Genomic DNA, 21,561 nt, shown 5'->3' with positions numbered 1-21,561 from the left:
GCTCTGCACACAGGCCACAGCCCGCTTGCGCAACTGCGTCAATGTCTTACTATCAAGCCCGCGCCCATCTGTATTCTTCATGGACTACAGCGTAACGCATATATCCACTTATGTCAATACTATTATGAGACGGTTAATATAGCTCATTTACCGAACGAGATTTCCGTGGCAAAATTGAATCAGTGCTTAAGCGCCGCTTTGAACAATCTGGCCGAGAGTGATTTCAGGGGAAATCTGATTATAATTGAGCCCGGAAAGATCAGGATGCGGAGACGGTAAAATGGAGCCAAGTCATCCTTGAAATTCATAAACGAGACAGAGTTCTTCAACTCCATAAAGTCCTCCGGCCTTGGATTGGACGAGGATGGGCGTTCATTGCGCTTCGCCGACGAGGATTCGGCGATAGGCTTTGATTTCGCCAATTTGTCCATACCGGACCTTTCGACTGGCGTCTTCGAGGCGGCATCCCGGGAGAGCGCCACGGTGGAACGGGCCATGGTGGCCGCCGCCTTCGGCGTTCTGAGCGCGCTGGACCTTTTCCCGGCCATGCTTTACGCATCCGACAACGAATGGCTGGACGAGGACTTATCCGGCCTTGTGAAAGGCGGAGTTGTCACCAAGGAAGAGGCCGCGGCCCTCAATGTGCTATCGGGCGGAGGGCGCGGCATGGACGTGATAATCCTGGAAAAAGACGAGGCGGACACCGCCGTGAAAATCATCACACCCCAGATCACAGCCCTTGGGACCACTTGCTACGCCATAGGCGCCGGTGGACGGGCCGTGTTCCGATTTTCGCAGGACGACGAAGTTTCTTTCAACACGACGGACGCGGGGATTTATGAAAAGGCGAAAAAGCACGTCATGTCCGCGGGCGATTTCCCCTTCGAGATAATCTGGGGCGAGGTCTAGCCTGGGTGTTTCCTGAGTCTCGACAGTGTTTCAATGGCGATCCACAGTTCCCGTTTCCCTTCGCCGGAAAGGGATGAATACATCACCGGCTTCGCCGCCCCGCCGGTCACTTCCGTGAGAGGCGCCATCGCTTCCCGGACGAACCTGATCCTGTGCGTCTTGGGTATCTTGTCTATCTTTGTGAAAACGATGACCGTCGGAACTTCGTAGTGGCGCAGCCATGTCAGAAGCTGGATGTCGTCCTCATTCGGGACGCGGCGGCAATCAAGGAGCGACACGACGCATTTTAGCTGATCCCGGTTCTTAAGGTATGTTTCAACCATCTCGCCCCAGCTTTCCTTCGTTTTTTCCGGAACGTTGGCGAATCCGTACCCGGGCATGTCCACCAGGGTCAGCGCGTCGTTGATTTTAAAGAAATTGAGCAACTGCGTCTTGCCGGGGGTCTTGCTCACCTTCACAAGCCCCTTGCGCCCGGTGAGCGAGTTTATCAGCGACGATTTGCCCACGTTGGACCTGCCTGCAAACGCCACTTCCGGCAGCGTCAGGGATGGGTACTGCCCCGGCTTTACGGCTGATTTTATAAAATCCGCTCGGATGACTTTCATCAACGCAGCGGGTTCATCACGAGCCCGGATATGAGTTTCGGATAAAAGTATGTGGACTTCTGGGGCATCACGCTGCCGGATGTGGCCACCTTTATCACCATGTCCACATCCGCCGGGTTGAGCAGGAACGCAAGTTTCGCGGCGCCAGATTCCACAAGCCCCGCCGCCTCGGCGGCGTGGATGGTGTAGCCCACGGTCTTCTTGTCCGCAACAGCCTCCTTGCTTATGCCCAGGATGTTTTCAAACACAAGCTCCTGGAGAACGGATACGTCCAGCGTCCTTAAAATCGAGGCGACGCCGGATGAAGACGTCTCTTTCATATACTTGTCCAGATCAAGCTTCAAGGTGTATATCTTCCCCCCAGGGGCGATCATGCCGAAGGCGGGAGCGCCCTTGCCGGCCAAAGCCAGCGCGTGGGTGAATTCCGCCAGCTTGTCCTTGGAAAGAGGAGCCTCCTCTATCGCGAAATACTTTCTCATTTTTCCAAGCAGGCTTTGCATGTCCGCGATTTTTACCTCCTTGACCACCCTGTGCGTCGGCAGCACCGTAAAGCCCTCGCCGCACGAATTGGACAGGTACATCAGGGCGCAGTCGTATTCCGTCACTCCGCTGGGATTCTCGGCGGCGCGCCGCTCATTCCTGTAGTTTAACGCGGTCTCGTACCGGTGGTGGCCGTCGGCTATCACCACAGGTTTGTCCTCAAGAAATTCCTGCGCCTTGTGGATGATCTTCACGTCCGCCACCGTCCACATGGCGTGGCGGACCCCTTCATCGTCGGTGACGTCGATGTCCGGAGTCTCATTGGAGATTATGCCCGCCCATATTCCGTCCAGGGTCCGGGCCGGGTCTGAATAAAGCCCGAACACCGGCGAAAAATTCATCTGGCACGCGCGTGTGAGATTGAGTCTGTCCGTCTTCGGCCCCGACAAGGTGCGCTCGTGGGGGAAAATGGAGACCCCCAAAGGCTCGATGAGCCTCCTGCAAATGAACCCGGTCCGGCGCGTCTTTTCCCCTTCCACTTCGTAGTCCTGGGCGTACAGATACAGCGCAGGCTTCGGGTCGCGGGCCAATGTGCCGTCGGCCAGCCACTTGGCCAGGAACATCGAAGAGCGGGTATAGCGGTTGTTTGTCTGGGTGTCGGTCTCATTCTCTATCCCAAGAATGAGGCGGACCACGTTCCTGTCGCTCTTTTCGTAAAAGGCCCTTTGCGCGTCGGGCGATATCACATCATACGGCGGAGCCAGCACGTCGGCCGCTTTGATTTTTTCCAGGTTGTAACGCACTCCCCTAAAGGGATTGACTCTTGTCATTTATGAATTCAAATCCAAAGGTTAAACGGTAAAGCGGGGATTCTACTACAGACTTTACGGCTGGACTACGGATAATGAAAAATCATTTGAAGCCAGCTTCTCCGCGGCTTCACTGGCGGCGGACTCCGAGTCGAACGCACCGATCATCACAGACGCCCCTCCGGCTGCTTCCTGCACCGTATAGGCGGAGTATCCTTTTGAGGACAGTTCACCAGTCTTTTTGGCCGCTTCTTCGCCGCTCTTGTATCCGCCAACGCTGGCGGCATATGGCAGTTTCAATATCTTGCCCGATCTGGCTATCTTGGCTTCCACAAGCTTTCCGGAAAATTCCTTCGCCTCGGCGTACGACGCGAACCTGTCCACAGCCACACGGTAAAGCCCGCCGGCCCCCGGAACAAAGCTTGTTATGTCATACGCGTTGTACCCCTTGCCGCGCAGGAACTGGGCCATCCCCTTGGCCGAATCAGAGTCCTTGAAGGAGGCCACATGCACGGTGTAAGGCCTGCCCCTGGCAGGTTTGGCCTGCGCCGGTTTGGTCTTGACGGCGGCTTCTTCCTCTTTCTCAACCTTGAAAGAGCCGCTTTCGCCCTTGAGCGACAAGGTTGACTGAAAGGCTCCCTTGCCGGTTCGCTTGACTATCTTCACTTCAATCGCGCCACCGTCCACGGTCTTGATGCCGACAATGTCCACAACGTCACCATCTTTGGTCAACCCGGCGGACTTCTTCCATGCCGCAAGGGTTTTCATGACACCATTGGCGGGAGAAGGCGGAGCGGCTGGTGTTTCCGTTTTAACTGGCTTGGGCTGCCCGGCGGGTTTTTGCGCCGGAACGGCCGCATGGACCTCCGAGGCCGGTTTCTTTTCTTTCTTCTCCGGTTCCTTCGGTTTGGCGGCGGCGGCGATTTTCACAAGGCCGATGGCTTTCCATTCGGACCATTGTTCGTTTAACGCCTTGTTGGCCTCATGGTTGGATATGGACTCCGCCTCTTCCTCCACTCCGGTGTAATCCAACTTTGCGTCCTTTTTCAGCCCGTGGATGTTGCCGCGTATAAAGCTCTTTTTGTTTTTCTTCCATAGGGCGACAACATATTTGTTCACGCCAACCTGGCTTACGCCGATCTTGTGGGCGACTTTGAACATCGTGTCCCCGCCCGCCACAGTGTACGATCCCCCTTCGACAGCAACCGGCTTTGACGGGGCAGGGGACGGCTCAACGCTGGTAACCACCTCACCGGAAGGTTTTTTCACCTGCGTTTCGTCCCCCTTGATAACTATCTCTATGGGCTCTTCGCTCTTGGCCGGAGCGGCTTGCGGCGCTGGTTGCTCTGTTGAAGTTATGTACTGCCTGGCGCTGGCGGACTCCTCGCTTGATTTTATGTCCGCCATGGCGGTCGATTCAGCTTTTACAGCAGGTTCCGGCTTGGAAGCCGGCTGCTTTGGTTCAGCGGCTGCAGGAGGAGTTTGGGCGGCGGGCTGCTCCCCTTTGAGCGCGGACCGTATCCTGTCCTCGCGGCGGGACGCTTCCATTTCTTCAAGCCTTATCTTGTCCAACTCCGCGGAACTTCCCGCCTCACTCCCCGCCTCAAGCCCGCTTGCGGCCCGCTGGACTCCGGCCTTGTCCTCGTCTTTTCCGGAGGCCATCTCAAGCGAAAGGTTTTTCTGGAAATCCAGGGCCAGGAAATAGCTCTCCATTATCTGACCGCCGCTCATGAACGCCTTTACGATAAGGTTGAACGAGGGCTGATATATCGGATCGGGGCTCGTGATATAGATTATCTTCTGGCCGGGATTTGAAGGGTGGTCCGCCACCTGAATATGAAGGTTGTCCAAAAACTGCGGGCGGACAAGTCTCAACCTGCGGTAGTCCGCTTCCGAGCCAAGCGACACCACCAGCCCCCCCTTGCCATCGCTTTGCACGGGGATTTCAGCCTTGAACTGGTTGGTTGTGGAACCTGTGACCCGGATTTTTCCGAGCGAAAGGGCATGAGTGGCCAAGGGGGCCATCAGAAGAAACGGCAACGCCAACAGAGCTGCTAATGAAACAAACCGCCATCGGTTTGAATTGACGCCGCAAGCCGAAAACTTAAAGTTCAACGAATCCCCTTTTCAATGGTCCTAACTTAAGTTCGTGACGTTCATTCTATTCGGATAAGCTTTTTATTTCAATCAGGTTTAAGCCGTTTTTTGCCCGCGTGCCCGCCATGTGCTAGAATCGTTATTCTTTTGGCGCCCGTAGCTCAGAGGATAGAGCGTCAGACTCCGGCTCTGAAGGCCGCAGGTTCGACTCCTGCCGGGCGCACCACGTAAAATGGCTCACTTATGTTCGCCATCACGTGGCTACGCCACCTTGTACAAAACCATTTATTAATTCCGTCAATCGAGCCATTTTACGTGAGCCCCGTGGTCGGCCGCAGGCTGACTTTACGGGGCCACGTCATGCTGGTAAGCTTGCCGATATAACATCTTAATCCGGCGCCACGACATGTTTTACGTTTATGTGCTGCATAGTGGTAAGGATGGTGGGATTTACACGGGCGTTAGTGGTGACCTTAATGAACGAATCAAATACCATGAACAAGGAAAAGTTGCTTCCACAAAGGACCGAAGGCCGCTCAATCTTGTATATTACGAAGCTTATATAATGGAGAAAGACGCAAAATCGAGGGAATTATTCTTAAAAAGCGGTTCCGGGAAACGGTTTCTAAAAAAGCAGCTTAGGCATTATTTTGACAAATACCCGTGGAAATAAGCCGAGCCAGAGAAAAGGCATTTTTCCCATTCGCCAACAAGTGGTTTCGCCGTCTTGAAATTATTAAATATATTCGGCGCTCTGTCATATAACAGCAATGATAGCGATAAACAATCTTAACGTCACCCGAGGCGGCTCGCCTGTCCTGAACTTGCCGGAATGGAACGTCAAGCCAGGTGAACACTGGGCTGTGCTCGGCCCTTCCGGATGCGGTAAAACCACGTTGCTGCATGTTATCGCCGGGCTTCTAAAACCGGAGTCCGGCGTTTTGACCGTCGCCGGGGAGGACATAACAAAAATGCCCGCCGCGCGGATGGACCTGTTTCGTGGCAAAAATATAGGCATCGTATTCCAGGGGCGATGCCTTGTTGGCGCCATGACCGTGTTGGAAAACCTCCTGTTGGCGCAGTATATGGCCGGATTGAAGCGAGATCGCGCGCGCGCCATGGACATTCTTCAAAGCATGGGGATACAGGATAAGGCCAACGCCCTCCCGTCGCAATTAAGCGCCGGCCAGGCGCAGCGTGCGGCGGTGGCGCGGGCGGTGGTCAACAGGCCCAAAATCATCCTTGCCGACGAGCCGACTTCCAGCCTGGACGAGCGCAACTGCGGCGCTGCCTTGGAGTTGCTTTTGGAAACGGCCCGCCGGAACGGGGCCACGCTCATTGTGGCCACTCACGACATGAGGGTGAAGCCCGCTTTTCACAACAAGCTGGAGCTTGGAGCCGGATGAACCTGTTTCGGATAAGCCTGATATACATCCGGCGCAAGGCATTCTCCTCCCTGCTTTATTCGTTCCTGATGGCGGCGGGAGTGGCGGGGATTACCGCGGCGATGGCCCTGCTGGGCCAGGCGGAGGGGAGGCTTGTAAAAGACTCCGGCGGGATTGACCTTGTTGTTGGCGCAAAAGGAAGCCCGGCCCAGCTTGTGCTGTCGGCCGTTTACCAGATGGACATGCCCACCGGCAATATCCCCCTCTCCCTTTCCGAGAGTGTGGCCAAAAGCCCCGAAGTCGCCTCAGCCATACCTGTTTCCCTGGGAGACAGTTTTGAAAGTTTCCGGATTGTGGGGACTACGGCAGAGTATCCAAATAAATACGGAGCGCGCCTGGCCTCGGGCAAACTCTGGGCCGCGCCGATGGAAGCTGTGATCGGAGCCAGGGTTGCGCGGGAAACAGGGCTTAAGACCGGCGGCAGCTTTGCTGGAGCCCATGGCGTTACAGCGGCCATGGAAACCCACGCGGAAATGTCATATACAGTTGTGGGGATTCTTGAGCCCACCGGATCGGTGCTGGACAGGCTTATTCTCACTTCTCTTGAAAGCGTGTGGGAGGTCCACAAAAGCCATGCGGCCGGCGAAAGTGAGATTACCGCCTTGCTGGTCACATACTCCACGCCTATGGCGGCTCTTTCCTTTCCACGCAAAATAAACGCAATCGGTCAATTACAGGCCGCATCTCCCGCGTTCGAGACTGCAAGGATCATGGCCGTCCTCGGGTCCGGAATGGAGGTGATGAAAGGCTTTTTCTATACGTTGATCGTGACCGCCGGGCTTGGAGTGTTCCTGGCCCTGTACAGCGCCATGAAGGAGCGCCGGCGCGATCTGGCCATAATGCGCCTTCTTGGCGCCTCCCGGGCAAAGCTGTTTGCCCACATCATTCTGGAAGGTCTTATCATCACCGCCCTGGGAATTGTGGCTGGCCTTTTCCTTGGCCATACGGCGGCGGCGGCGGCCGGGATTTGGCTTGATAGAACCCGCCAGTTGGCGTTAGACCTGCCGGTTTTAACCATGAATGATCTTTATCTTGCGGCGATAACGGGCGCCACGGGCCTTTTGGCTTCGCTGATTCCGGCGTTCCATGCCTATTCCACCGACGTGGCGGAAACCCTTTCCGAAACGGAGTGAACTGTGGACAGATTGCTAACGATACTCCGGCGTCTTTTTATGAAAGAAGGAGCCGGAAAACCGCTAAAACGGGACATCGCAAGCCTGATCTTGCTGGCTGTTCTATTCTTCATCGTCCCCTGGGTCACAGTAAAAGAGCATGCGGCGCTCATGCCCGGGCGGCACCTTGGTAACCTTGCGGCGGGCTCCGTCCCATGGGAAACGCTGGCCAAAGTCAAAATAAACTACGTCACCGAGCAGAACCGGATATTCAGCGTTGAGGCGGACAAAAGTGTGCTGGCCCTCAACGGCGCCCTGGTGAAAGTGACCGGCTTTATCACACCCATGGAGCCCGGAACCCGCATTAAGCGCCTGATAGTCTCTAAATACGCCCCTTCATGCTTTTTCTGCCCCCCATCCGGCCCGGACGCCATGGTGTTCGTGGAGCCGGTGGAAGCGATGGCATACACCCAGGATCCGGTGACAGTAAAGGGAACGCTGGTTTTCGACAGGGAAATGACCGACGGTATCATTTACCGTCTGCGTGGAGCCACCCTTGGCTGACCCATGCCTTGCTTTTTAACGGAAAAAGGACTTTGACCGCATGGCTTGAACTGTTAATTCCGGTATAATTGGAAATCGCAAGACAATATTAAATCGGCCCGGAGCTTAAGACCCGGGCCAGGACCAACCAGTTGACGAGGGCGCAGGCACGTGAAAAAAATCGAAGCGATCATAAAACCGTTCAAGCTCGATGAAGTAAAGGACAAGTTAAACGAAGTTGGCGTCCACGGCCTCACTGTCACCGAGGTGAAGGGATTCGGCCGCCAGAAGGGCCATACGGAGCTTTACAGGGGCGCCGAGTATGTGGTGGACTTCCTGCCGAAGATCAGGCTTGAGATAGTCATCAGCGATGACATGGTCGAGGAGGTGGTCAACGCCATATCATCTTCCGCCCACACAGGCAGGATAGGCGACGGAAAGATATTCGTCATCCCTGTGGAGGAGATAGTGAGGATCAGGACGGGAGAGCGGGGGGACGAGGCGATCTAGCTTTTATAAAAAGAAACCGTCCGCCTTGAGGGGAATTGAGAGGGGAACAAGACGGACGGTCTTTGAAAGGCTCTGTAACTGCCCGGACGAATATCTAATCCCGGCCAGACTCAACGATTAGCCGATAAAGGCCATTTTTACTATGTAAGCGATCGCCAGGTTGATCGTGATCACAGAGGCTATCCCGAACACCTTCACCGCCATTTCCAAACCATTCTTCGACATTTTATTTTCCCTCAAACTGTTGCATGGCAAAGAATATTGCAACAGCCGTGCCATATTGTTATCTATTTGAATAACAATTGTTTATTTGTTGGCTAAGTTAATGGCGGGCGTTATTGATGTAGTGTAACCGATCACAATGGCGTCTTGATTTAAGACACTGGATCGGGTGGATTGGAGATTGATTCAGGCCGTAACGCGCATAGAGGCCACAGCCTCTTCTTCCATTTCGTATATCTCCAGCCACTTGTCCAGGTCGGCGAGGCTCATTAATTTTTTGATGGATGGCTGCAACTCGCAGAACTTGAGAAACCCCTTTTTCTTTCCGGCTGTCTTAAACCGGCTGATCAAAAGGCCGACGGCGACCGAGTCCATGATATTGACCTGCCTTAAATTGATCACGATCTTGCACCCATCCTCTGTCAGGGCGCCATCAAGCGTGGTCTTGAGCTTGTCCAAGGTCGATGAAATGAGCTTTCCGCTCAACCTGAAAATCACGATACCATCGTCGGTGACAAACTTGCTTATAACCATCAGGGCCTCGGGTATGTTGGTGAAAACCGGAGGTTCCCCGCTCCGGCAAAAATTGAATTTTATTCTCTATTTTCGCCGCATGCAAGCATTTTGAGCGATCCCAAAACGGCATTAACAAGGAATCAAAGCGCCGGAGATATGGAATCGGCGGGTTGCGCGGCAGGCTTTAATCAGCGGCCCAGAAGCTTGCGCTGGTCATGGAATTTCAAAATTTCCGACGCCGCTTGCGCCGCGCCATCTATCCCGATATGGGGACCCCACGGCTTTATGGCGCCCCAGGAATTTGAATTGTGAAGCCGCGCCAAAAGTTCGACGACATCCGTTTCCCTGGCGATGAATCCCCTGCCCAGTTTCTCTATGATCGTCCCATTGATATATTGCTCCGCGTGGCCGGGGACCGGGATGATAATTGTCGGCTTGTTCAGGGCCAGCGCTTCGCTGACGGCGGAAAATCCGCCGTTGATCACAAGGATGTCCGCGCTGGCGAGCATCGGGACGCTGTTGAGCAGCTTTCCATGATATTTGACGGCGCCCTCGGACGCGCCTTCCCTTCCCACCACGTCAACTTCATACGGCAATCTGTTAAGCGCCCCCTCCAATTTCGAGGCGAACACCGATCCGGACAGCATGACGCATACTTTTTTCATAGTGTTCGGCGGCGCAAAACCCCCCTCTTTGCTCTTCTTCGCCTCATGCTCCACCTCGTTTCGAACAACCAGCCCCACCCTGCGGAACCTTTCATTATTCACCGGCAAATTGACGGCCGAGGGGCTGATCACAAGGTCGAAAAATGATTTATGGAACAGATAGTCCATCATCTCCACAGCCCAGAACTGGGCCCGGATGTCCCCCGGCAGATTCTTTCCACCCAGGTACAGTGAAGTCACCACGTCCGAATTGTTGAATGCGATGACCGGGATGCCGGCCCTTTTCAACGGCAGGATCGCATACTCCGAATCGCACACGGCCAGATCGGGCTTTATTTTGTCTATCACCGCTTTTAGCTGGTTTGACTTTCTCCAGGCGAGCCGCATCAATTCCCCCGCGGACAGGAGTGTTTTGCCAACGCTGACTTTTCCTTTTGCGTTGGCGTAGAAAAAGCCGTCCATCCGGGAAAGGCTGGCGATTTCTTTCACTTCCCGCATGTACAAAAGGCCGTTGCCCGAGGTTATCACGTGGACATCGGCGTGGCCGTACAGCTTTTGCATTATCGCGTGGCAGCGGGTCGAATTGCCCATTCCAAGGCCGTTGACCACGAAAAGGCACTTAAATTTTGACATTAGATCCGTTAATCAAGATATCGAGCTTCCGCCAGATTCCGTATTGCCGGGAATTGGCGCGCATACTTTCACAATTGAAGCTTTTCCATTGGAAAAGGGCTTAATTTTAGACACACATCTTTTGTATTTTCAATTGCATTCTTGCGCCGTGAGCGCCCGGAGAGGTGACACCTGGAATATCTGGACAGGGATGAATGGGCGCAAATAAGCATCGGTCAAAAACCGGATTCGCGTTTTATTGATGTTTATAACCGGGAAGCCGTTACGCGGCGTAGCTGGCCTGGTACTGGTTCGCCTGGTCCATCACAAGATTGAGAGCGTCCGAAACAATGCTCTTAAGCTCCTTGTCGTCTATCTTGCCGATGAAACCGACCAGTTCGTCTTTTCTGGCCAGCAATTCGTCCATAAGCGGTTTTAGGCGCTCAAGGGGAATCTGGTTGTTGCCAAGGGCGTTTTTGAACATCGAAAGATCCGACAGGACGCTGTCCAGGCTGTTCATCAAAGATGAAGCGTCTATCGCGGAAAGATCGCTGGAAACCGGGGCGATGAATGGAACGCCGCTCAAGGGGATTGGCGCGCCCATAGATGACGGTGCGCTTGTCTGGCCGGTCTCTTTTGAAGTAAGGCCCGACAGCACGTCCATGAACGACTGGCCCGAAACAGGCTCTGAGGGTTTGGCGGAGCCGGTTTTTGTGAGGTTTTTCAGCGGGTCAAGGCCGTCTATCTTCATTTCATGTCCCTTTTTTCATCTTGCATTATAGCATATGTATCGGCCACACCCCGCCGGGGCTTTACACATTTGTTTCGGACGCTGGCTCCTTTAAAACGTTGGATACAGGCGCTTTCGGATCCAATTTCCAGGCAAGCCATCCAAAAAACGCCCCTATCAAAGCACCCGCCGCCACGTCCGCCGGGAAATGGGCGGCCACGTAAATCCTTGATATTCCAACTATAATCGCCATTCCAAGGAGAAGGGCGCCATAACGCCTGTAGTACAGCGCCAGAAATGTGGCCGCTGTGAACGCCGCCTGGGCGTGGCCTGATGGGAATGAGTTGGCCGTCAAGCGCTCGTATGGGACTTTGACGGTCACTTCTCCCGCCTCGATCTTTTTCTTGAAATGTTCCAGAGGCCTGTCTCTGCCGGCCAATTCTTTCGTCCCATGCATCAGAAGCCCGGCCACCACCATCGCTATCGTAAAAACAGCCGCGCCTCTTTTAAGGTTTTTAGCGCCGAAAAGAAGTGTCCACAAAAGCCCCAGGCAAAACCATCCAGCGGCGTTGCCGGCTATTGTCGCGGCCGTGAAGAAATAATCAAGCGCCGGGGTGGACCAGCCGTTGTTGATCCACAAAAACAGTTTTTCATCCAGCCACACAACATAATCGGGCATTTCACTTCCTTGATAATTTATGGATCGCCTCGGATATCCATCGTTCGGCCATGGTCGGCTCGCCATCCTTTGAAACGCGCATGGCCAGAAAGACGCAGGCCCCCCCCATTATTATGTTTGGAGCCCAGATCGCTATCACCGGCGGCAGTTTCCCTTCCGAGCCGAGCCCTTGCCCTATCATCCACAAAAGATAGTTCACCAGTATCATCACCACCCCCATGCCAAACCCCCCGGCCGAGCCGCGGCGGTGGGTCATTATGCCCAGGGGCGCTCCCAGCACACCGAGGATCAGGCATCCGACGGGAGCTGAAAAGGCCTTGTGCAGCGCCACAAGTTCCGCATAGGCTCCGCGTCCTTCACTTTTCAGCCTGTCGATCCTTTCGCCAAGTTCGGCGATGGAAAGCTGGGGGATTTCTTTCTCCATCGGCTTTGCGTACTCCCCGGAAAGGTCCAGCCGGAGGGTGTACTGGCCGAATGAAATCGTCTGGTACGCTCCGCTTATGTCCAAAGAATGGATGACGCCGTCGGAAAGCTCCATCACCGCTTGCTGTGCTTCGTCCGATCCGGCAAGGCGGCCTTTCCTCGCCTCAATTATCCGGGGTTTATCACGCCTCCTTTGGTCGGAAATGAACACGCCATAAAGATACCCGTCTTTTTTCTCGGTTATATGGATCAGCAGGCCGTTGAAGCTTTCGTTGAACTTGCGTTCCTTCAACTGGAGGTTTACATTGGCCCCCAGCACATCGCGCACCACCTGGGCGAACCTTATGTTCCCCTCGTGCACAACGTTCACAGACAGATACAGCGTTGCGGCGAAAACGACCGCGGACAGGGCCGCCGCCGGGGCAAGTATCCTTGCCATGGACATTCCGGAGGATTTCATGGCCGTTATCTCGTTCTCCGCCGAAAGCCTGGAAAAGACCATCAGCGCCGCCATAAGACACGCCAGCGGCGCGGCCAGAACCATAAACGACGGGCTCAGATACAGCAATATCATCCCGATCGCCCCGAATGACGCGCCTTTGGTCAAAAGGAGGCCGGAAAGGAAGTTCACCTTTTCCAGAAGGAGTACGCACAACAGGACAAGGGCCGCCAGGAAGAAAATCTTGGCCAGTTCCTTGAAAATATAGCGGTCTAGCGTTCGCATGCGAAAAGATGATAACATAATGGGACTGGTCTGGCATATTATGTTAAGAAGTGGTGAGAATCCCGTAAAGGGAAAGCGGGACTTTACTCGAATAATGGGAAACTCGCAAGATAATGAACGCTGAGCAAGCCGAGAAAAGACGGACGGCGCTTATCATTGATGATAACAGCGTCTCCCGGATGATTATCGAGGATGAGCTCGAATCCGTGGGCGTTGCCGCCATAAGCGCCAGCGTCGCAAAGGACGGCCTTGCCATGGCCCGTGAAAATCCCCCCAGCATAATCATTATCGATCCGTACATCGGCGGTTTTGACGGCGTGAAGCTGATCAGCGACCTTAAGGTGATGGAGATAACGCGGGACATTCCGGTGGTTGTCGTCACCGGGGTGGACCTGGGGGTGCACAAGGAAAACGGGCTAAAGTCCAACACTGTAAAGATATTGCCCAAGCCGTTTTCCGCCGGGACGCTGGCAGAATTCATCACCAGGACTTTCGAGGCGGAAAAATCCCTGAAGTCTTTCCGCATCCTTCTGGTGGAGGACTCCAGCACCATCCGGGCTGTCACCAAATACCTTCTGGAGAAAAACGGCCACTCGGTGATAGAGGCTGTGGACGGGGTGCAGGGATTTGAGGCGCTAAAGGCGCGCCACGCCGAGATAGACATGATCATCACCGATATCAATATGCCCAACATGGACGGGCGGCGGCTGGTGGAGCTTATCCGGGACGACAGGAAATACCAGTTCATTCCCATTGTGGTGGCCACCACCATCTCCGAAAAGGAGAACATCAAGCTGCTTTTGAACATGGGAGCGGACGACTATATCATCAAGCCGTTCTCCAGCGAGGAGTTCGTCGCCAGGATACAGAGCCACCTGAGGGTGAAAAACCTTTATGGCGAGCTGCAGACGGCCACGGAAAAACTGGCCAAGTTCAACGAGGTGCTCGAACGCAGGGTGCGTGAGCGGACGGCGGACCTTCGGGAAGCCAACCTGGACGCTATATTCAGCCTCGCCACGGCGGCGGAAGCAAAGGACGAGAGCACCGGCAACCACGTCATCAGGATCCAGAACTTCTCCGCCACGCTGGCCGAAAAGCTTGGCCTGCCGGCCAGCGTTGTGGAGGAGATCGGGTATTCGTCCATCATGCACGACGTGGGCAAGATCTCAGTCCCGGACGACATATTGAAAAAGCCAGGCGCCCTGACAAGCGATGAGTTCGACATAATGAAGACCCACACCACCCATGGAGAGCGCATACTCCCCAAAAAGCCGTTCTTTGAGATGGCCCGCATCATCGCAAGAAGCCACCATGAAAAGTGGAACGGCAAAGGTTATCCGGACCGGCTCGCCGGCGAGGACATCCCATTGCCGGCCCGTATCGTGGCGGTGTCCGACGTGTTCGACGCCCTGACCAACGCGAGGCCTTACAAGCAGGCGTGGCCTGTTGAAAAGGCCAACGAAGAGCTTGTGAAAGGGTCCGGATCCCAGTTCGATCCGGACCTCATCGAGGCGTGGATGGAGCTTTTCCGCGAAGGCAGAATCTCGGTGATAATGAAGCAATGGCGCTAGACGCTAGAAAGCGGCGGCGGTTCGACTCTTACGGCGACGAGCCGGAGAATCATGAAGTGACTCTTGCCCGCCGCCTTATCGAAATCGGCATTTCCCTCTCGTCCGAAAGAAACCTGGACAACCTGCTGCAGAAAATAGTCGACTCCGCCATCGAGATCACCAACGCCGACGGTTGCACGCTGTACCTGACCAAGAACATGCAGCTTCATTTCACGGTAAGCAGGAACGTTTCCCTTGGCATCGCAATCGGCGGGACGACAGGCGCCACCGCCACCTTCCCTCCCGTCCCCATGGCTCCGACTTTCGTTTCCGCCTATGCGGCAATCACCAGAAAGACCGTGAACATCCCGGACGTGTACCAGTCCGACGAGTTCGATTTCACCGGGCCGAAAAAATATGACGAGCGCACCGGATACCGCAGCGTTTCCATGCTTGTGACCCCGCTGCTCGACTACCAGAGCGACGTGATAGGCGTTCTGCAGATATTGAACGCCAAGGACCACGAGACCGGCGATGTGATCCCTTTCGACAACAAGTATGTGGGCCTGGCCAAGTCCCTGGCCAGCCAGGCGGCGGTGGCCATAAGCAACGTGAACCTTATAAGGGAAACGGAGATGCTGTTCGAGTCGTTCGTGGAGGTGATGGCCACGGCGACGGACGCGCGCTCCAAATACACCCACGGCCATATCCGGCGCGTGGCGGAGCTTGCCTTGGAGCTTGCCCGCGCAATCAACGAAGAATCGGACGGGAAGCCGGGGGGCGCGGCCTTTTCCGACGATGAGCTGAACGAGCTTCGGATCGCGGCGTGGATGCACGATATCGGCAAAATAGTCTCGCCCACGCACATCATGGACAAGTCCGTGAAGCTGGAGACCATTTTCGACAGGTCCGAGCTTGTCCGTACACGGTATGAGCTGATAATTTCCAAGGCGCGCGCGGAATGCGCCGTCAAGAAAGCCGGGCTTTGTGAAAAAGGGGCGGGCAGGGAAGAAGTGGATGCGCTTGAAAAAGAATATGAGAACAAGCTGGCGGCGCTGGTCGAAGAGCGCAACTTTGTCATCTCCTGCAACAATCCCGGCGAGTTCATGGAAGACGCAAAAATAGAGCGGCTCAAGAAAATCGCCGCCGGCACTTACGAACTGGACGGCAAGACCTTTCCCAAACTCACCGAGGACGAGCTTTTCAACCTTAGCATCCGGAAAGGCTCGCTCACCGAGGACGAGCGGAAGATAATGCAAAGCCACATCGACGTCACCATACGGATGCTCGACAAGATCCCGTTCAGCCGCAAACTTCGCAACGTCCCCCTTTACGCCGGAAGCCACCACGAGTATCTTGACGGGTCAGGTTATCCGAAGGGGCTCAAGGCCGACAGCATGTCCACCCAGGCCCGTATCCTTGCCTTGGTGGACTTTTTCGAGGCGCTCACAGCGAGCGACAGGCCATACAAGAGGCAAATGCCGATGAGCACGGTGTACTCCATCCTGCAGACCGAAGTGGACAAGGGGAGGCTGGACGCCGAGCTTTTCAGGATACTCAAGGAAAAGGACGTTTACAGCCGGTTCCTCGCCAGAATAAAAGACAAAAAAACGGCTCTTTGACGCGCCCGGACGGGCATTTCTCCTAGACCACCCGTGAAATCAGGTTGAAAGTTTCCGTGGCGCATTTGTCCCAGCCAAATTGTTGCGCACGGCTCAACCCGGCCTGAGAAAGGCGGCCGCGCTCGTCTTGCGACCGGACCAGCCGGATGAGAGCCTCGGCGAAATCTTCTTTGGCGGACGGATCGAGGAGTATGGCGGCGGACCCAGCCACCTCCGGGATGGAGGTGAGATTGGTGGAGACAACGGGCGTCCCGCAGGCCATCGCTTCGAGCACCGGCAGACCGAATCCCTCGTAAACGCTTGGATAGAAAAACGCGGCGGCCTTGCCGTACAGCGCAGCCAGCTCTTCGGCGGCGACATATCCAAGCTCGATCACGGCCCGGTCAAGCTTCTCTGATTCAAGCCGGGCGGTGAATTTGGCGTACTGCGGGTCCCCCTTGATATCACCCGCCATCAACAGATATACGTCCGGCTCTTTTTCCCGCAGCCTGCCAAACGCGTGGAGGAGCAGGTCCACGTTCTTGCGCCAATCAATCCCCCCCACGTTGAGGATAAATCTGTCGGGAAGCTTGAACCTTGAAAGGTCCGCCATCACCCCGGGGCGGAACACGGGATCAACTCCGTTGTGGACCACGGCGATCCTGGCCGGATCCACCCCAGCGTATTTGACAACGTCCCACTTCGTGTGTTCGGACACGGCGATCACCAGCCTTGCGCCACGCAACACGGCCGCCTGCGCCGCGGTGTGCAGCCGGTGTTTTAACGACGTATAAAAGCGCTCCTTGAGGGCGGACTGTATCATGTCGTGCGCCGTCACCACATATGGCGCCCCAAGCCCCATGGGGACGTCCAGATGGGTGGGGAAAAACAGGATGTCAGCCTTGGCTGCCCTGGCGTGTTTTTCGATGACTTTGCGCATGAATAGATGCTGGGTGAAGAACTCCTTGAAGTTTACACGGGCGAAAGTTGTGAGCGGACCTATGGCCAAGGCGCCGGAACCGGCCGCCTCAGCCTCGGCGGACTCGAAGCATGGATCGTGGAAACCGGAAATGGACAGATTCCCCGGGGCAAGGAGGCGCCTCGCGGCCAGGCTTCTTGCGTAAACTCCGATGCCTCGTTTTTTATGGGCCTTGAAACCGCCTTGCAGCGGCCGCAGGTCGAACAATACGTTCACGGCTTGCATTCCGTCCGTCTGGCTTTGATCCATTCAAGCCCCGCCGCCGCTTCACGTTCTCCAACGTCCCCGCGCAGTTCAAGTATGCGCATGGTGTCCGGCCTTGTATATTTTTCCACCATCCCAAAGTCCACGCCTCCCGCTGGGGGGGCGTAATGATCGGTGTATCCGCGCACGTCGTGAATGTGCATCCCCTCCATCACCCCTGAAAATTCTTTTAGCAACGCCTCGTGCGAAATCAGTCCCAGATTCTCCTGGGCCTGGGCGTGGCCCGTGTCGTGCCAGTATCTTATGCGGCTCCCTTCCAGCCTTTGGAATATCACGGCAAGCTCCTCGTAATTGGGGTATTCCTCCATGTAATACCTGTTCTCCAGCCCCACGTTCACGTTCAGCGCCTCGGCGGCCTCCGCTATTTCGCTTAGGCTTCGCATGAGCATTTCAAAAGTGGCCCCTCGGGACCTTAGCCTCTTAATCTTAATATCGTTGATGAACTTCGCCCCGTCCGTCCCCCCGAGCGTTCCTTCATCGAACATGCGTTGTAGCGCCGGCGTCACCCTTTCCATCGGCGTCTTGCCGCAGTGGACCACAACACAACTGGCCCCAAGCCCCGCCGCAAGCCGCATGGTGGAAATCACGTCCTCCACCCCGGTTTTGCGCTCCGTTTCATCGGAAGAGCTGATCGAGGCCCTCTCGGCGATATTGCGGGCCGTCTTATTATCAGGAGCCGGACAGACGGCGTGGACCGAAAGGATTTTTACGCCTAGTCTGGCAAAAGCCTCCACAGCCTGGTCCAGTGTTGCGCGGGAAAGCCTGAAGTCCAGCTCGGCGGCGGTGGCCCCGATGTCCTTCAGCCGCCGGGCGATCTGCCCCCCGTCCGTGACGGAGCGCGACAGCCAGCAGGTTGAAACGCCGACAGGCGCCTGATTCACCTTAATGCCTTGGCTATTTCTTCGTGCGCCCTCTCGGAAAACGCCTTGTCCCCCAAGGCCCCGGCCCGCACGGTCACCCTCGTTTCCCTGTCCGTCCAGCGTTCGAGGCTGACTATCAGCTTGTCCCTGCCGCCGGGCATTTTGGCCTTGATGACCCCGTCATATTTGTCCTTTTTGCTGTCCACCACCGGCAGGTCCATCACGCGCAACGCGTGCATGGTCCCTTCCCATGTGGTCTCAAACGGCTGTTGGTAGTGCCGGGTGAGGTTGCCATGGCTCCAGACATACGCGCCCGCGGCCCCGGCCCCGCCCGCCACCAGCCAAAAACATCCGGTGAGCGTCTGCGCGGCAAGAAGAAGCGCCAGGATTTTTTTCATGGATTCCGTCCGATAATTTGTTTCCGGTAACAATATAGCAAATCGGCGGGGCCGGCGGGCTATGCTTTTGCGGCGGCAAGGACGTCGCCGGGCGCCACCCCCTGGATCCTCACCAGCTTGTTCCTGGACGCGTGGCCGGAGATTATCGCCACCGCGGAGCGCGGCACGCCGAAATGTTTGGCGAGATATTTTACCAGTTCGTCATTGGCCGCTCCGTCCACCGGTGGTGCGGCAAGGCGTATTTTCAGGGCGTCGTTGTGAACACCGGCGATCTGCGATTTTGACGCGCGCGGAGCCACGTGAACGCGAAAGCTCGACCCGCCCCCCTCCGCCTTCACCGAAAGCGCCATACGGTCACATCGAGCCGCTTAACGAATATCCGAACTGCATAAGGGTCCTGACCGCGAAAGTCTGGATGAAGTAAATGGCCATGATGAGGACCAGCGGTGAAAAGTCCATCCCCCCCATCGGCGGCAGCGCCCTTGATATAGGCTCGAGCACGGGATCCGTGGCGCGGCGCAGGAAAGTGACGATGGGATTGTGCGGATCGGGATTGACCCAGGTGATCAACGCCCGGATTATGACGATCCACATGTATAAAGTCAGCGCTATGTTCAGCACCTGCGCCGCCGCCAGAATGAAATTGCCAAGGACGTACATCGAATCCTTTTCCTCCTGTTGTCCGGTTATGAGCCCAGTTCCCGCGATCTTCCGGCGGCCTCTTCCACGGCCCTTATCACCGCGCCGCGGAACCCCTCGTCCTCCAGCACGGCAAGGCCGGCTATGGTGGTGCCGCCGGGCGATGTGACCCTGTCCTTGAGCGCGGCGGGATGCTCGCCTCCGGTCTTGGCCATCTTCGCGGCGCCGTAAAGGGTCTGGGCGGCAAGGGCCCGGGCGGCGTCCCTCGGCAGGCCGCACCGCACACCGGCGTCTATCATCGCCTCTAAAAACATGAAAACGAACGCCGGGCCGGAGCCTGAAAGGCCGGTCACCGCGTCCATCATTTTCTCGTCCACCAGAACAGTCTCGCCGACGCAGTCGAAAAGCAGCCGCGCCGAAGCTATGTCCATCGCGTCCGCCGCGCCCGCCGGGCATATGGCCGTGGCGCCCTCGCCCACCGTGGCGGGCATGTTGGGCATGGCCCGCACGACACGCGCCCCGGAACCTATCCATGAAAGCAGCGAATCGGCGCGGACTCCCGCGGCGATGGATATCACCAGTTTCTTTTTGCCTATCTTGCGCCCCAAAGGCTCCACCACGCTTTTCAAAACCTGGGGCTTGGTGGCCAGCACAACTATATCGGCGAAGGATACGGCCTCGGCGTTGTCCGTGGTCACCTTTATCCCCGTCTCCCGGGCAAGCTCTTTTAAGGCCCCCTCCCGCGGGTCCGCCGCCATCAGGCTTTCACCCTTGACCGATTTTGCGCGCACAAGCCCCCGGATAATGGCGCCACCCATAAAGCCCGCGCCGATAAAAGCTATTTTCCTGTTCCCTATCATCACCGGCTCCTTTCGCCGAATATGGCCGTGCCCACCCGGACCATGGTGCTTCCTTCTTCAATCGCCACGGCAAAGTCGTTTGACATGCCAGCGGATATTATATCCATGCTCACGTGATCAAGTCCAAGGCTGGCCAGTTCTTTCGACATTTCACGCAGCCGCCTGAAATACTGGCGGGAGTTTTCGGGGTCTTCGCTGTATGGGGGCACAGTCATCACCCCCCTGATCCTCACGCCGCCAAGTCCCGCCGCCGTCTTGAGAATTTCAACCGCCCGCTCCGGAGCGCACCCGGATTTCCCGGGCTCGCCGGATACGTTTATCTCCAAAAGCCCCTCGGCCACCACGCCCGCGCTCTGGAAACGGCGTGAAAGCTCCACGATAAGCTCGATCCTGTCCAGCGAGTGGATCAATGAAAACAGGCCGGGGCAGTATTTCACCTTGTTCGTCTGAAGCGGCCCTATCATGTGCCAGACGGCCCCGGCGCCTATGGCGTCATGTTTCCTTCGGGCTTCCTGCACCCGGGACTCGCCAAGATCCATCGCGCCGGCCTTGACCGCCTCCAAGGCCGCTTCTATTCCCACAGCCTTTGTCACCGCCACCAGCGTCACAGACTCAGGCGAGCGGCCGCTTCTTGCCGCCGCTTCGGCTATGGAACGGCGCACGGCCGCGAGATTCCCGGCTATCGCGATCATTGTGGTTCATCGTAGCGCAACGGGGGCGGTGATTCAAATGGAAACCCCGCTCTTCCATACCGGATAAGCATGGCCGGGCGGCGGCCGATGGTTTATGGCGTGGCGGCTCCGTCCTTCAGGGAACAGCTGCTATTTTCGCTATCCCCGACCTTCCCGCGTCCACCCGGTACTGGCTCGGCGACGTTGTCACCTGGCTGTCCACCGTGATTTTCACCGGCATTGTGCCGCTGGAAGTTGTCCCGTTGATTCCCTTGATGGACCCGTCCGAGCCAAATACGACGGTTGACACGGCCGTCGCGGAACCGTCCTGGGAAGAGAGTATGTACGCTTTCGGATATTTGGCGGGGATGTTGATACTTTTGGCAAGAGTGTCCGCCCCGTCAACAGATCCGCTGCGGTTCTCGTCCACATACACCGACACGCCGGACAGAGTGTCGCTGCCAACGCTGTCAAACCGCACGATCACCGGCCTGTTCCTCCTGGCCGACTCGAACCTGGCGAACTGCATATGCGCGTTCACCTCGTTTGCCGCCCCTTCCATTCGCAGCCTGGGAAAGGCGCGGCTCATGCTTATCGTGGACAAACCCGACAGTATCCCGATGATCGCAATGACGATCATCAGCTCCACCATGGTAAA

At 56.3% G+C, this 21,561-nt stretch carries 24 protein-coding genes and 1 tRNA gene; 9 read left to right on the top strand and 16 right to left on the bottom strand.

All coding sequences use genetic code 11. The features are described from left to right. Positions 1-297 precede the first annotated feature (297 nt). Positions 298-909 (top strand): hypothetical protein, encoded by a 612-nt coding sequence (locus HZB29_07030; GenBank protein ID MBI5815350.1) that lies wholly within the window; start codon positions 298-300, stop codon positions 907-909. Here HZB29_07030 and HZB29_07025 read toward each other — a convergent pair. Genes HZB29_07025 through HZB29_07015 form a run of 3 tightly spaced genes read right to left on the bottom strand, consistent with a single transcriptional unit; the run spans position 906 to position 4,828 of the window. Beyond that, a complete protein-coding gene (locus HZB29_07025) occupies positions 906-1,514 on the bottom strand; it encodes a YihA family ribosome biogenesis GTP-binding protein (GenBank protein ID MBI5815349.1) in 609 nt (202 codons plus the stop codon). The genes HZB29_07030 and HZB29_07025 overlap by 4 nt on opposite strands. Beyond that, complete coding sequence (locus HZB29_07020; protein MBI5815348.1) at positions 1,514-2,824, bottom strand: DUF1015 domain-containing protein; 1,311 nt, start codon at positions 2,822-2,824, stop codon at positions 1,514-1,516. The genes HZB29_07025 and HZB29_07020 overlap by 1 nt, the downstream gene beginning before the upstream one ends. A 54-nt stretch (positions 2,825-2,878) precedes the next feature. After that, positions 2,879-4,828, bottom strand: a complete 1,950-nt coding sequence (locus tag HZB29_07015; protein ID MBI5815347.1) for an SPOR domain-containing protein — start codon at positions 4,826-4,828, stop codon at positions 2,879-2,881. A gap of 222 nt (positions 4,829-5,050) precedes the next feature. Here HZB29_07015 and HZB29_07010 point away from each other — a divergent pair. The 6 genes from HZB29_07010 to HZB29_06985 all read left to right on the top strand — a co-directional run bounded on the left by HZB29_07010 (position 5,051) and on the right by HZB29_06985 (position 8,510). Continuing rightward, positions 5,051-5,126: transfer RNA gene (locus tag HZB29_07010), tRNA-Arg, on the top strand. 180 nt (positions 5,127-5,306) lie between these two features. Further along, on the top strand, positions 5,307-5,573 hold the full coding sequence (locus HZB29_07005) for a GIY-YIG nuclease family protein (protein ID MBI5815346.1): 267 nt from the start codon (positions 5,307-5,309) through the stop codon (positions 5,571-5,573). 97 nt (positions 5,574-5,670) lie between these two features. Continuing rightward, a complete protein-coding gene (locus tag HZB29_07000) occupies positions 5,671-6,306 on the top strand; it encodes an ATP-binding cassette domain-containing protein (GenBank protein ID MBI5815345.1) in 636 nt (211 codons plus the stop codon). Further along, positions 6,303-7,478, top strand: a complete 1,176-nt coding sequence (locus HZB29_06995; GenBank protein MBI5815344.1) for an FtsX-like permease family protein — start codon at positions 6,303-6,305, stop codon at positions 7,476-7,478. The genes HZB29_07000 and HZB29_06995 overlap by 4 nt, the downstream gene beginning before the upstream one ends. A gap of 39 nt (positions 7,479-7,517) precedes the next feature. Beyond that, a complete protein-coding gene (locus HZB29_06990; GenBank protein MBI5815343.1) occupies positions 7,518-8,021 on the top strand; it encodes a DUF3299 domain-containing protein in 504 nt (167 codons plus the stop codon). A 150-nt stretch (positions 8,022-8,171) separates the two neighbouring features. Further along, positions 8,172-8,510 carry a P-II family nitrogen regulator gene (locus tag HZB29_06985; GenBank protein MBI5815342.1) on the top strand — a complete coding sequence of 113 codons (339 nt, stop codon included), beginning with the start codon at positions 8,172-8,174 and terminating at the stop codon, positions 8,508-8,510. A gap of 408 nt (positions 8,511-8,918) precedes the next feature. Here HZB29_06985 and HZB29_06980 read toward each other — a convergent pair whose 3' ends face one another. The 5 genes from HZB29_06980 to HZB29_06960 form a co-directional block, all read right to left on the bottom strand. Beyond that, positions 8,919-9,266, bottom strand: coding sequence for an STAS domain-containing protein (locus HZB29_06980; GenBank protein MBI5815341.1), 348 nt, complete (start codon positions 9,264-9,266; stop codon positions 8,919-8,921). A gap of 170 nt (positions 9,267-9,436) precedes the next feature. Continuing rightward, positions 9,437-10,546 (bottom strand): hypothetical protein, encoded by a 1,110-nt coding sequence (locus HZB29_06975; protein ID MBI5815340.1) that lies wholly within the window; start codon positions 10,544-10,546, stop codon positions 9,437-9,439. A 262-nt stretch (positions 10,547-10,808) separates the two neighbouring features. After that, entirely contained in the window at positions 10,809-11,276 is a 468-nt protein-coding gene (locus tag HZB29_06970; protein ID MBI5815339.1) for a hypothetical protein, read from the bottom strand. A gap of 61 nt (positions 11,277-11,337) precedes the next feature. Next, on the bottom strand, positions 11,338-11,934 hold the full coding sequence (locus tag HZB29_06965; protein MBI5815338.1) for a phosphatase PAP2 family protein: 597 nt from the start codon (positions 11,932-11,934) through the stop codon (positions 11,338-11,340). Between the two features lies 1 nt (position 11,935). Continuing rightward, positions 11,936-13,081, bottom strand: coding sequence for an LptF/LptG family permease (locus HZB29_06960; protein ID MBI5815337.1), 1,146 nt, complete (start codon positions 13,079-13,081; stop codon positions 11,936-11,938). A gap of 113 nt (positions 13,082-13,194) precedes the next feature. On the opposite strand from HZB29_06960, the gene HZB29_06955 reads away from it, so the two are divergent. Next, a complete protein-coding gene (locus HZB29_06955; protein MBI5815336.1) occupies positions 13,195-14,652 on the top strand; it encodes a response regulator in 1,458 nt (485 codons plus the stop codon). Then, entirely contained in the window at positions 14,643-16,253 is a 1,611-nt protein-coding gene (locus HZB29_06950; GenBank protein MBI5815335.1) for a GAF domain-containing protein, read from the top strand. The genes HZB29_06955 and HZB29_06950 overlap by 10 nt, the downstream gene beginning before the upstream one ends. A 22-nt stretch (positions 16,254-16,275) precedes the next feature. On the opposite strand, the gene HZB29_06945 is transcribed toward HZB29_06950, so the two are convergent. The 8 genes from HZB29_06945 to HZB29_06910 all read right to left on the bottom strand — a co-directional run bounded on the left by HZB29_06945 (position 16,276) and on the right by HZB29_06910 (position 21,555). Then, on the bottom strand, positions 16,276-17,460 hold the full coding sequence (locus HZB29_06945; GenBank protein ID MBI5815334.1) for a glycosyltransferase family 4 protein: 1,185 nt from the start codon (positions 17,458-17,460) through the stop codon (positions 16,276-16,278). After that, positions 17,424-18,356 (bottom strand): sugar phosphate isomerase/epimerase, encoded by a 933-nt coding sequence (locus HZB29_06940; protein ID MBI5815333.1) that lies wholly within the window; start codon positions 18,354-18,356, stop codon positions 17,424-17,426. Before HZB29_06940 ends, HZB29_06945 begins: the two co-directional genes overlap by 37 nt. Next, on the bottom strand, positions 18,353-18,733 hold the full coding sequence (locus HZB29_06935) for a DUF3568 family protein (GenBank protein ID MBI5815332.1): 381 nt from the start codon (positions 18,731-18,733) through the stop codon (positions 18,353-18,355). Before HZB29_06935 ends, HZB29_06940 begins: the two co-directional genes overlap by 4 nt. A 59-nt stretch (positions 18,734-18,792) precedes the next feature. Beyond that, positions 18,793-19,083 carry a YggU family protein gene (locus HZB29_06930; GenBank protein MBI5815331.1) on the bottom strand — a complete coding sequence of 97 codons (291 nt, stop codon included), beginning with the start codon at positions 19,081-19,083 and terminating at the stop codon, positions 18,793-18,795. A 4-nt stretch (positions 19,084-19,087) separates the two neighbouring features. Then, entirely contained in the window at positions 19,088-19,393 is a 306-nt protein-coding gene (locus HZB29_06925; GenBank protein MBI5815330.1) for a YggT family protein, read from the bottom strand. 26 nt (positions 19,394-19,419) lie between these two features. After that, a complete protein-coding gene (proC, locus tag HZB29_06920) occupies positions 19,420-20,232 on the bottom strand; it encodes a pyrroline-5-carboxylate reductase (protein ID MBI5815329.1) in 813 nt (270 codons plus the stop codon). Continuing rightward, complete coding sequence (locus tag HZB29_06915; GenBank protein MBI5815328.1) at positions 20,232-20,921, bottom strand: YggS family pyridoxal phosphate-dependent enzyme; 690 nt, start codon at positions 20,919-20,921, stop codon at positions 20,232-20,234. The genes proC and HZB29_06915 overlap by 1 nt, the downstream gene beginning before the upstream one ends. A gap of 118 nt (positions 20,922-21,039) precedes the next feature. Beyond that, on the bottom strand, positions 21,040-21,555 hold the full coding sequence (locus tag HZB29_06910; GenBank protein MBI5815327.1) for a GspH/FimT family pseudopilin: 516 nt from the start codon (positions 21,553-21,555) through the stop codon (positions 21,040-21,042). Between the last annotated feature and the right edge of the window lie 6 nt (positions 21,556-21,561).

Source organism: Nitrospinota bacterium (genome assembly GCA_016235255.1).
Lineage (GTDB): Bacteria > Nitrospinota_A > UBA7883 > UBA7883 > JACRLM01 > JACRLM01.
Note: the sequence above shows the minus strand (reverse complement) of the source record. Positions and strands in the feature narration are given on the sequence as shown.

Coding starts and splice junctions, on each gene's coding strand:
- HZB29_07025 (MBI5815349.1), bottom strand. CDS start 1,514: ATGAAAGTCATCCGAGCGGATTTTATAAAATCAGCCGTAAAGCCGGGG.
- proC (MBI5815329.1), bottom strand. CDS start 20,232: ATGATAGGGAACAGGAAAATAGCTTTTATCGGCGCGGGCTTTATGGGT.
- HZB29_06990 (MBI5815343.1), top strand. CDS start 7,518: ATGAAAGAAGGAGCCGGAAAACCGCTAAAACGGGACATCGCAAGCCTG.
- HZB29_06980 (MBI5815341.1), bottom strand. CDS start 9,266: ATGGTTATAAGCAAGTTTGTCACCGACGATGGTATCGTGATTTTCAGG.
- HZB29_06975 (MBI5815340.1), bottom strand. CDS start 10,546: ATGTCAAAATTTAAGTGCCTTTTCGTGGTCAACGGCCTTGGAATGGGC.
- HZB29_06930 (MBI5815331.1), bottom strand. CDS start 19,083: ATGGCGCTTTCGGTGAAGGCGGAGGGGGGCGGGTCGAGCTTTCGCGTT.
- HZB29_06925 (MBI5815330.1), bottom strand. CDS start 19,393: ATGTACGTCCTTGGCAATTTCATTCTGGCGGCGGCGCAGGTGCTGAAC.
- HZB29_06950 (MBI5815335.1), top strand. CDS start 14,643: ATGGCGCTAGACGCTAGAAAGCGGCGGCGGTTCGACTCTTACGGCGAC.
- HZB29_06995 (MBI5815344.1), top strand. CDS start 6,303: ATGAACCTGTTTCGGATAAGCCTGATATACATCCGGCGCAAGGCATTC.
- HZB29_06970 (MBI5815339.1), bottom strand. CDS start 11,276: ATGAAGATAGACGGCCTTGACCCGCTGAAAAACCTCACAAAAACCGGC.
- HZB29_06965 (MBI5815338.1), bottom strand. CDS start 11,934: ATGCCCGATTATGTTGTGTGGCTGGATGAAAAACTGTTTTTGTGGATC.
- HZB29_07015 (MBI5815347.1), bottom strand. CDS start 4,828: ATGGCCCCCTTGGCCACTCATGCCCTTTCGCTCGGAAAAATCCGGGTC.
- HZB29_07020 (MBI5815348.1), bottom strand. CDS start 2,824: ATGACAAGAGTCAATCCCTTTAGGGGAGTGCGTTACAACCTGGAAAAA.
- HZB29_06945 (MBI5815334.1), bottom strand. CDS start 17,460: ATGGATCAAAGCCAGACGGACGGAATGCAAGCCGTGAACGTATTGTTC.
- HZB29_06935 (MBI5815332.1), bottom strand. CDS start 18,733: ATGAAAAAAATCCTGGCGCTTCTTCTTGCCGCGCAGACGCTCACCGGA.
- HZB29_06960 (MBI5815337.1), bottom strand. CDS start 13,081: ATGCGAACGCTAGACCGCTATATTTTCAAGGAACTGGCCAAGATTTTC.
- HZB29_07005 (MBI5815346.1), top strand. CDS start 5,307: ATGTTTTACGTTTATGTGCTGCATAGTGGTAAGGATGGTGGGATTTAC.
- HZB29_06955 (MBI5815336.1), top strand. CDS start 13,195: ATGAACGCTGAGCAAGCCGAGAAAAGACGGACGGCGCTTATCATTGAT.
- HZB29_06910 (MBI5815327.1), bottom strand. CDS start 21,555: ATGGTGGAGCTGATGATCGTCATTGCGATCATCGGGATACTGTCGGGT.
- HZB29_07000 (MBI5815345.1), top strand. CDS start 5,671: ATGATAGCGATAAACAATCTTAACGTCACCCGAGGCGGCTCGCCTGTC.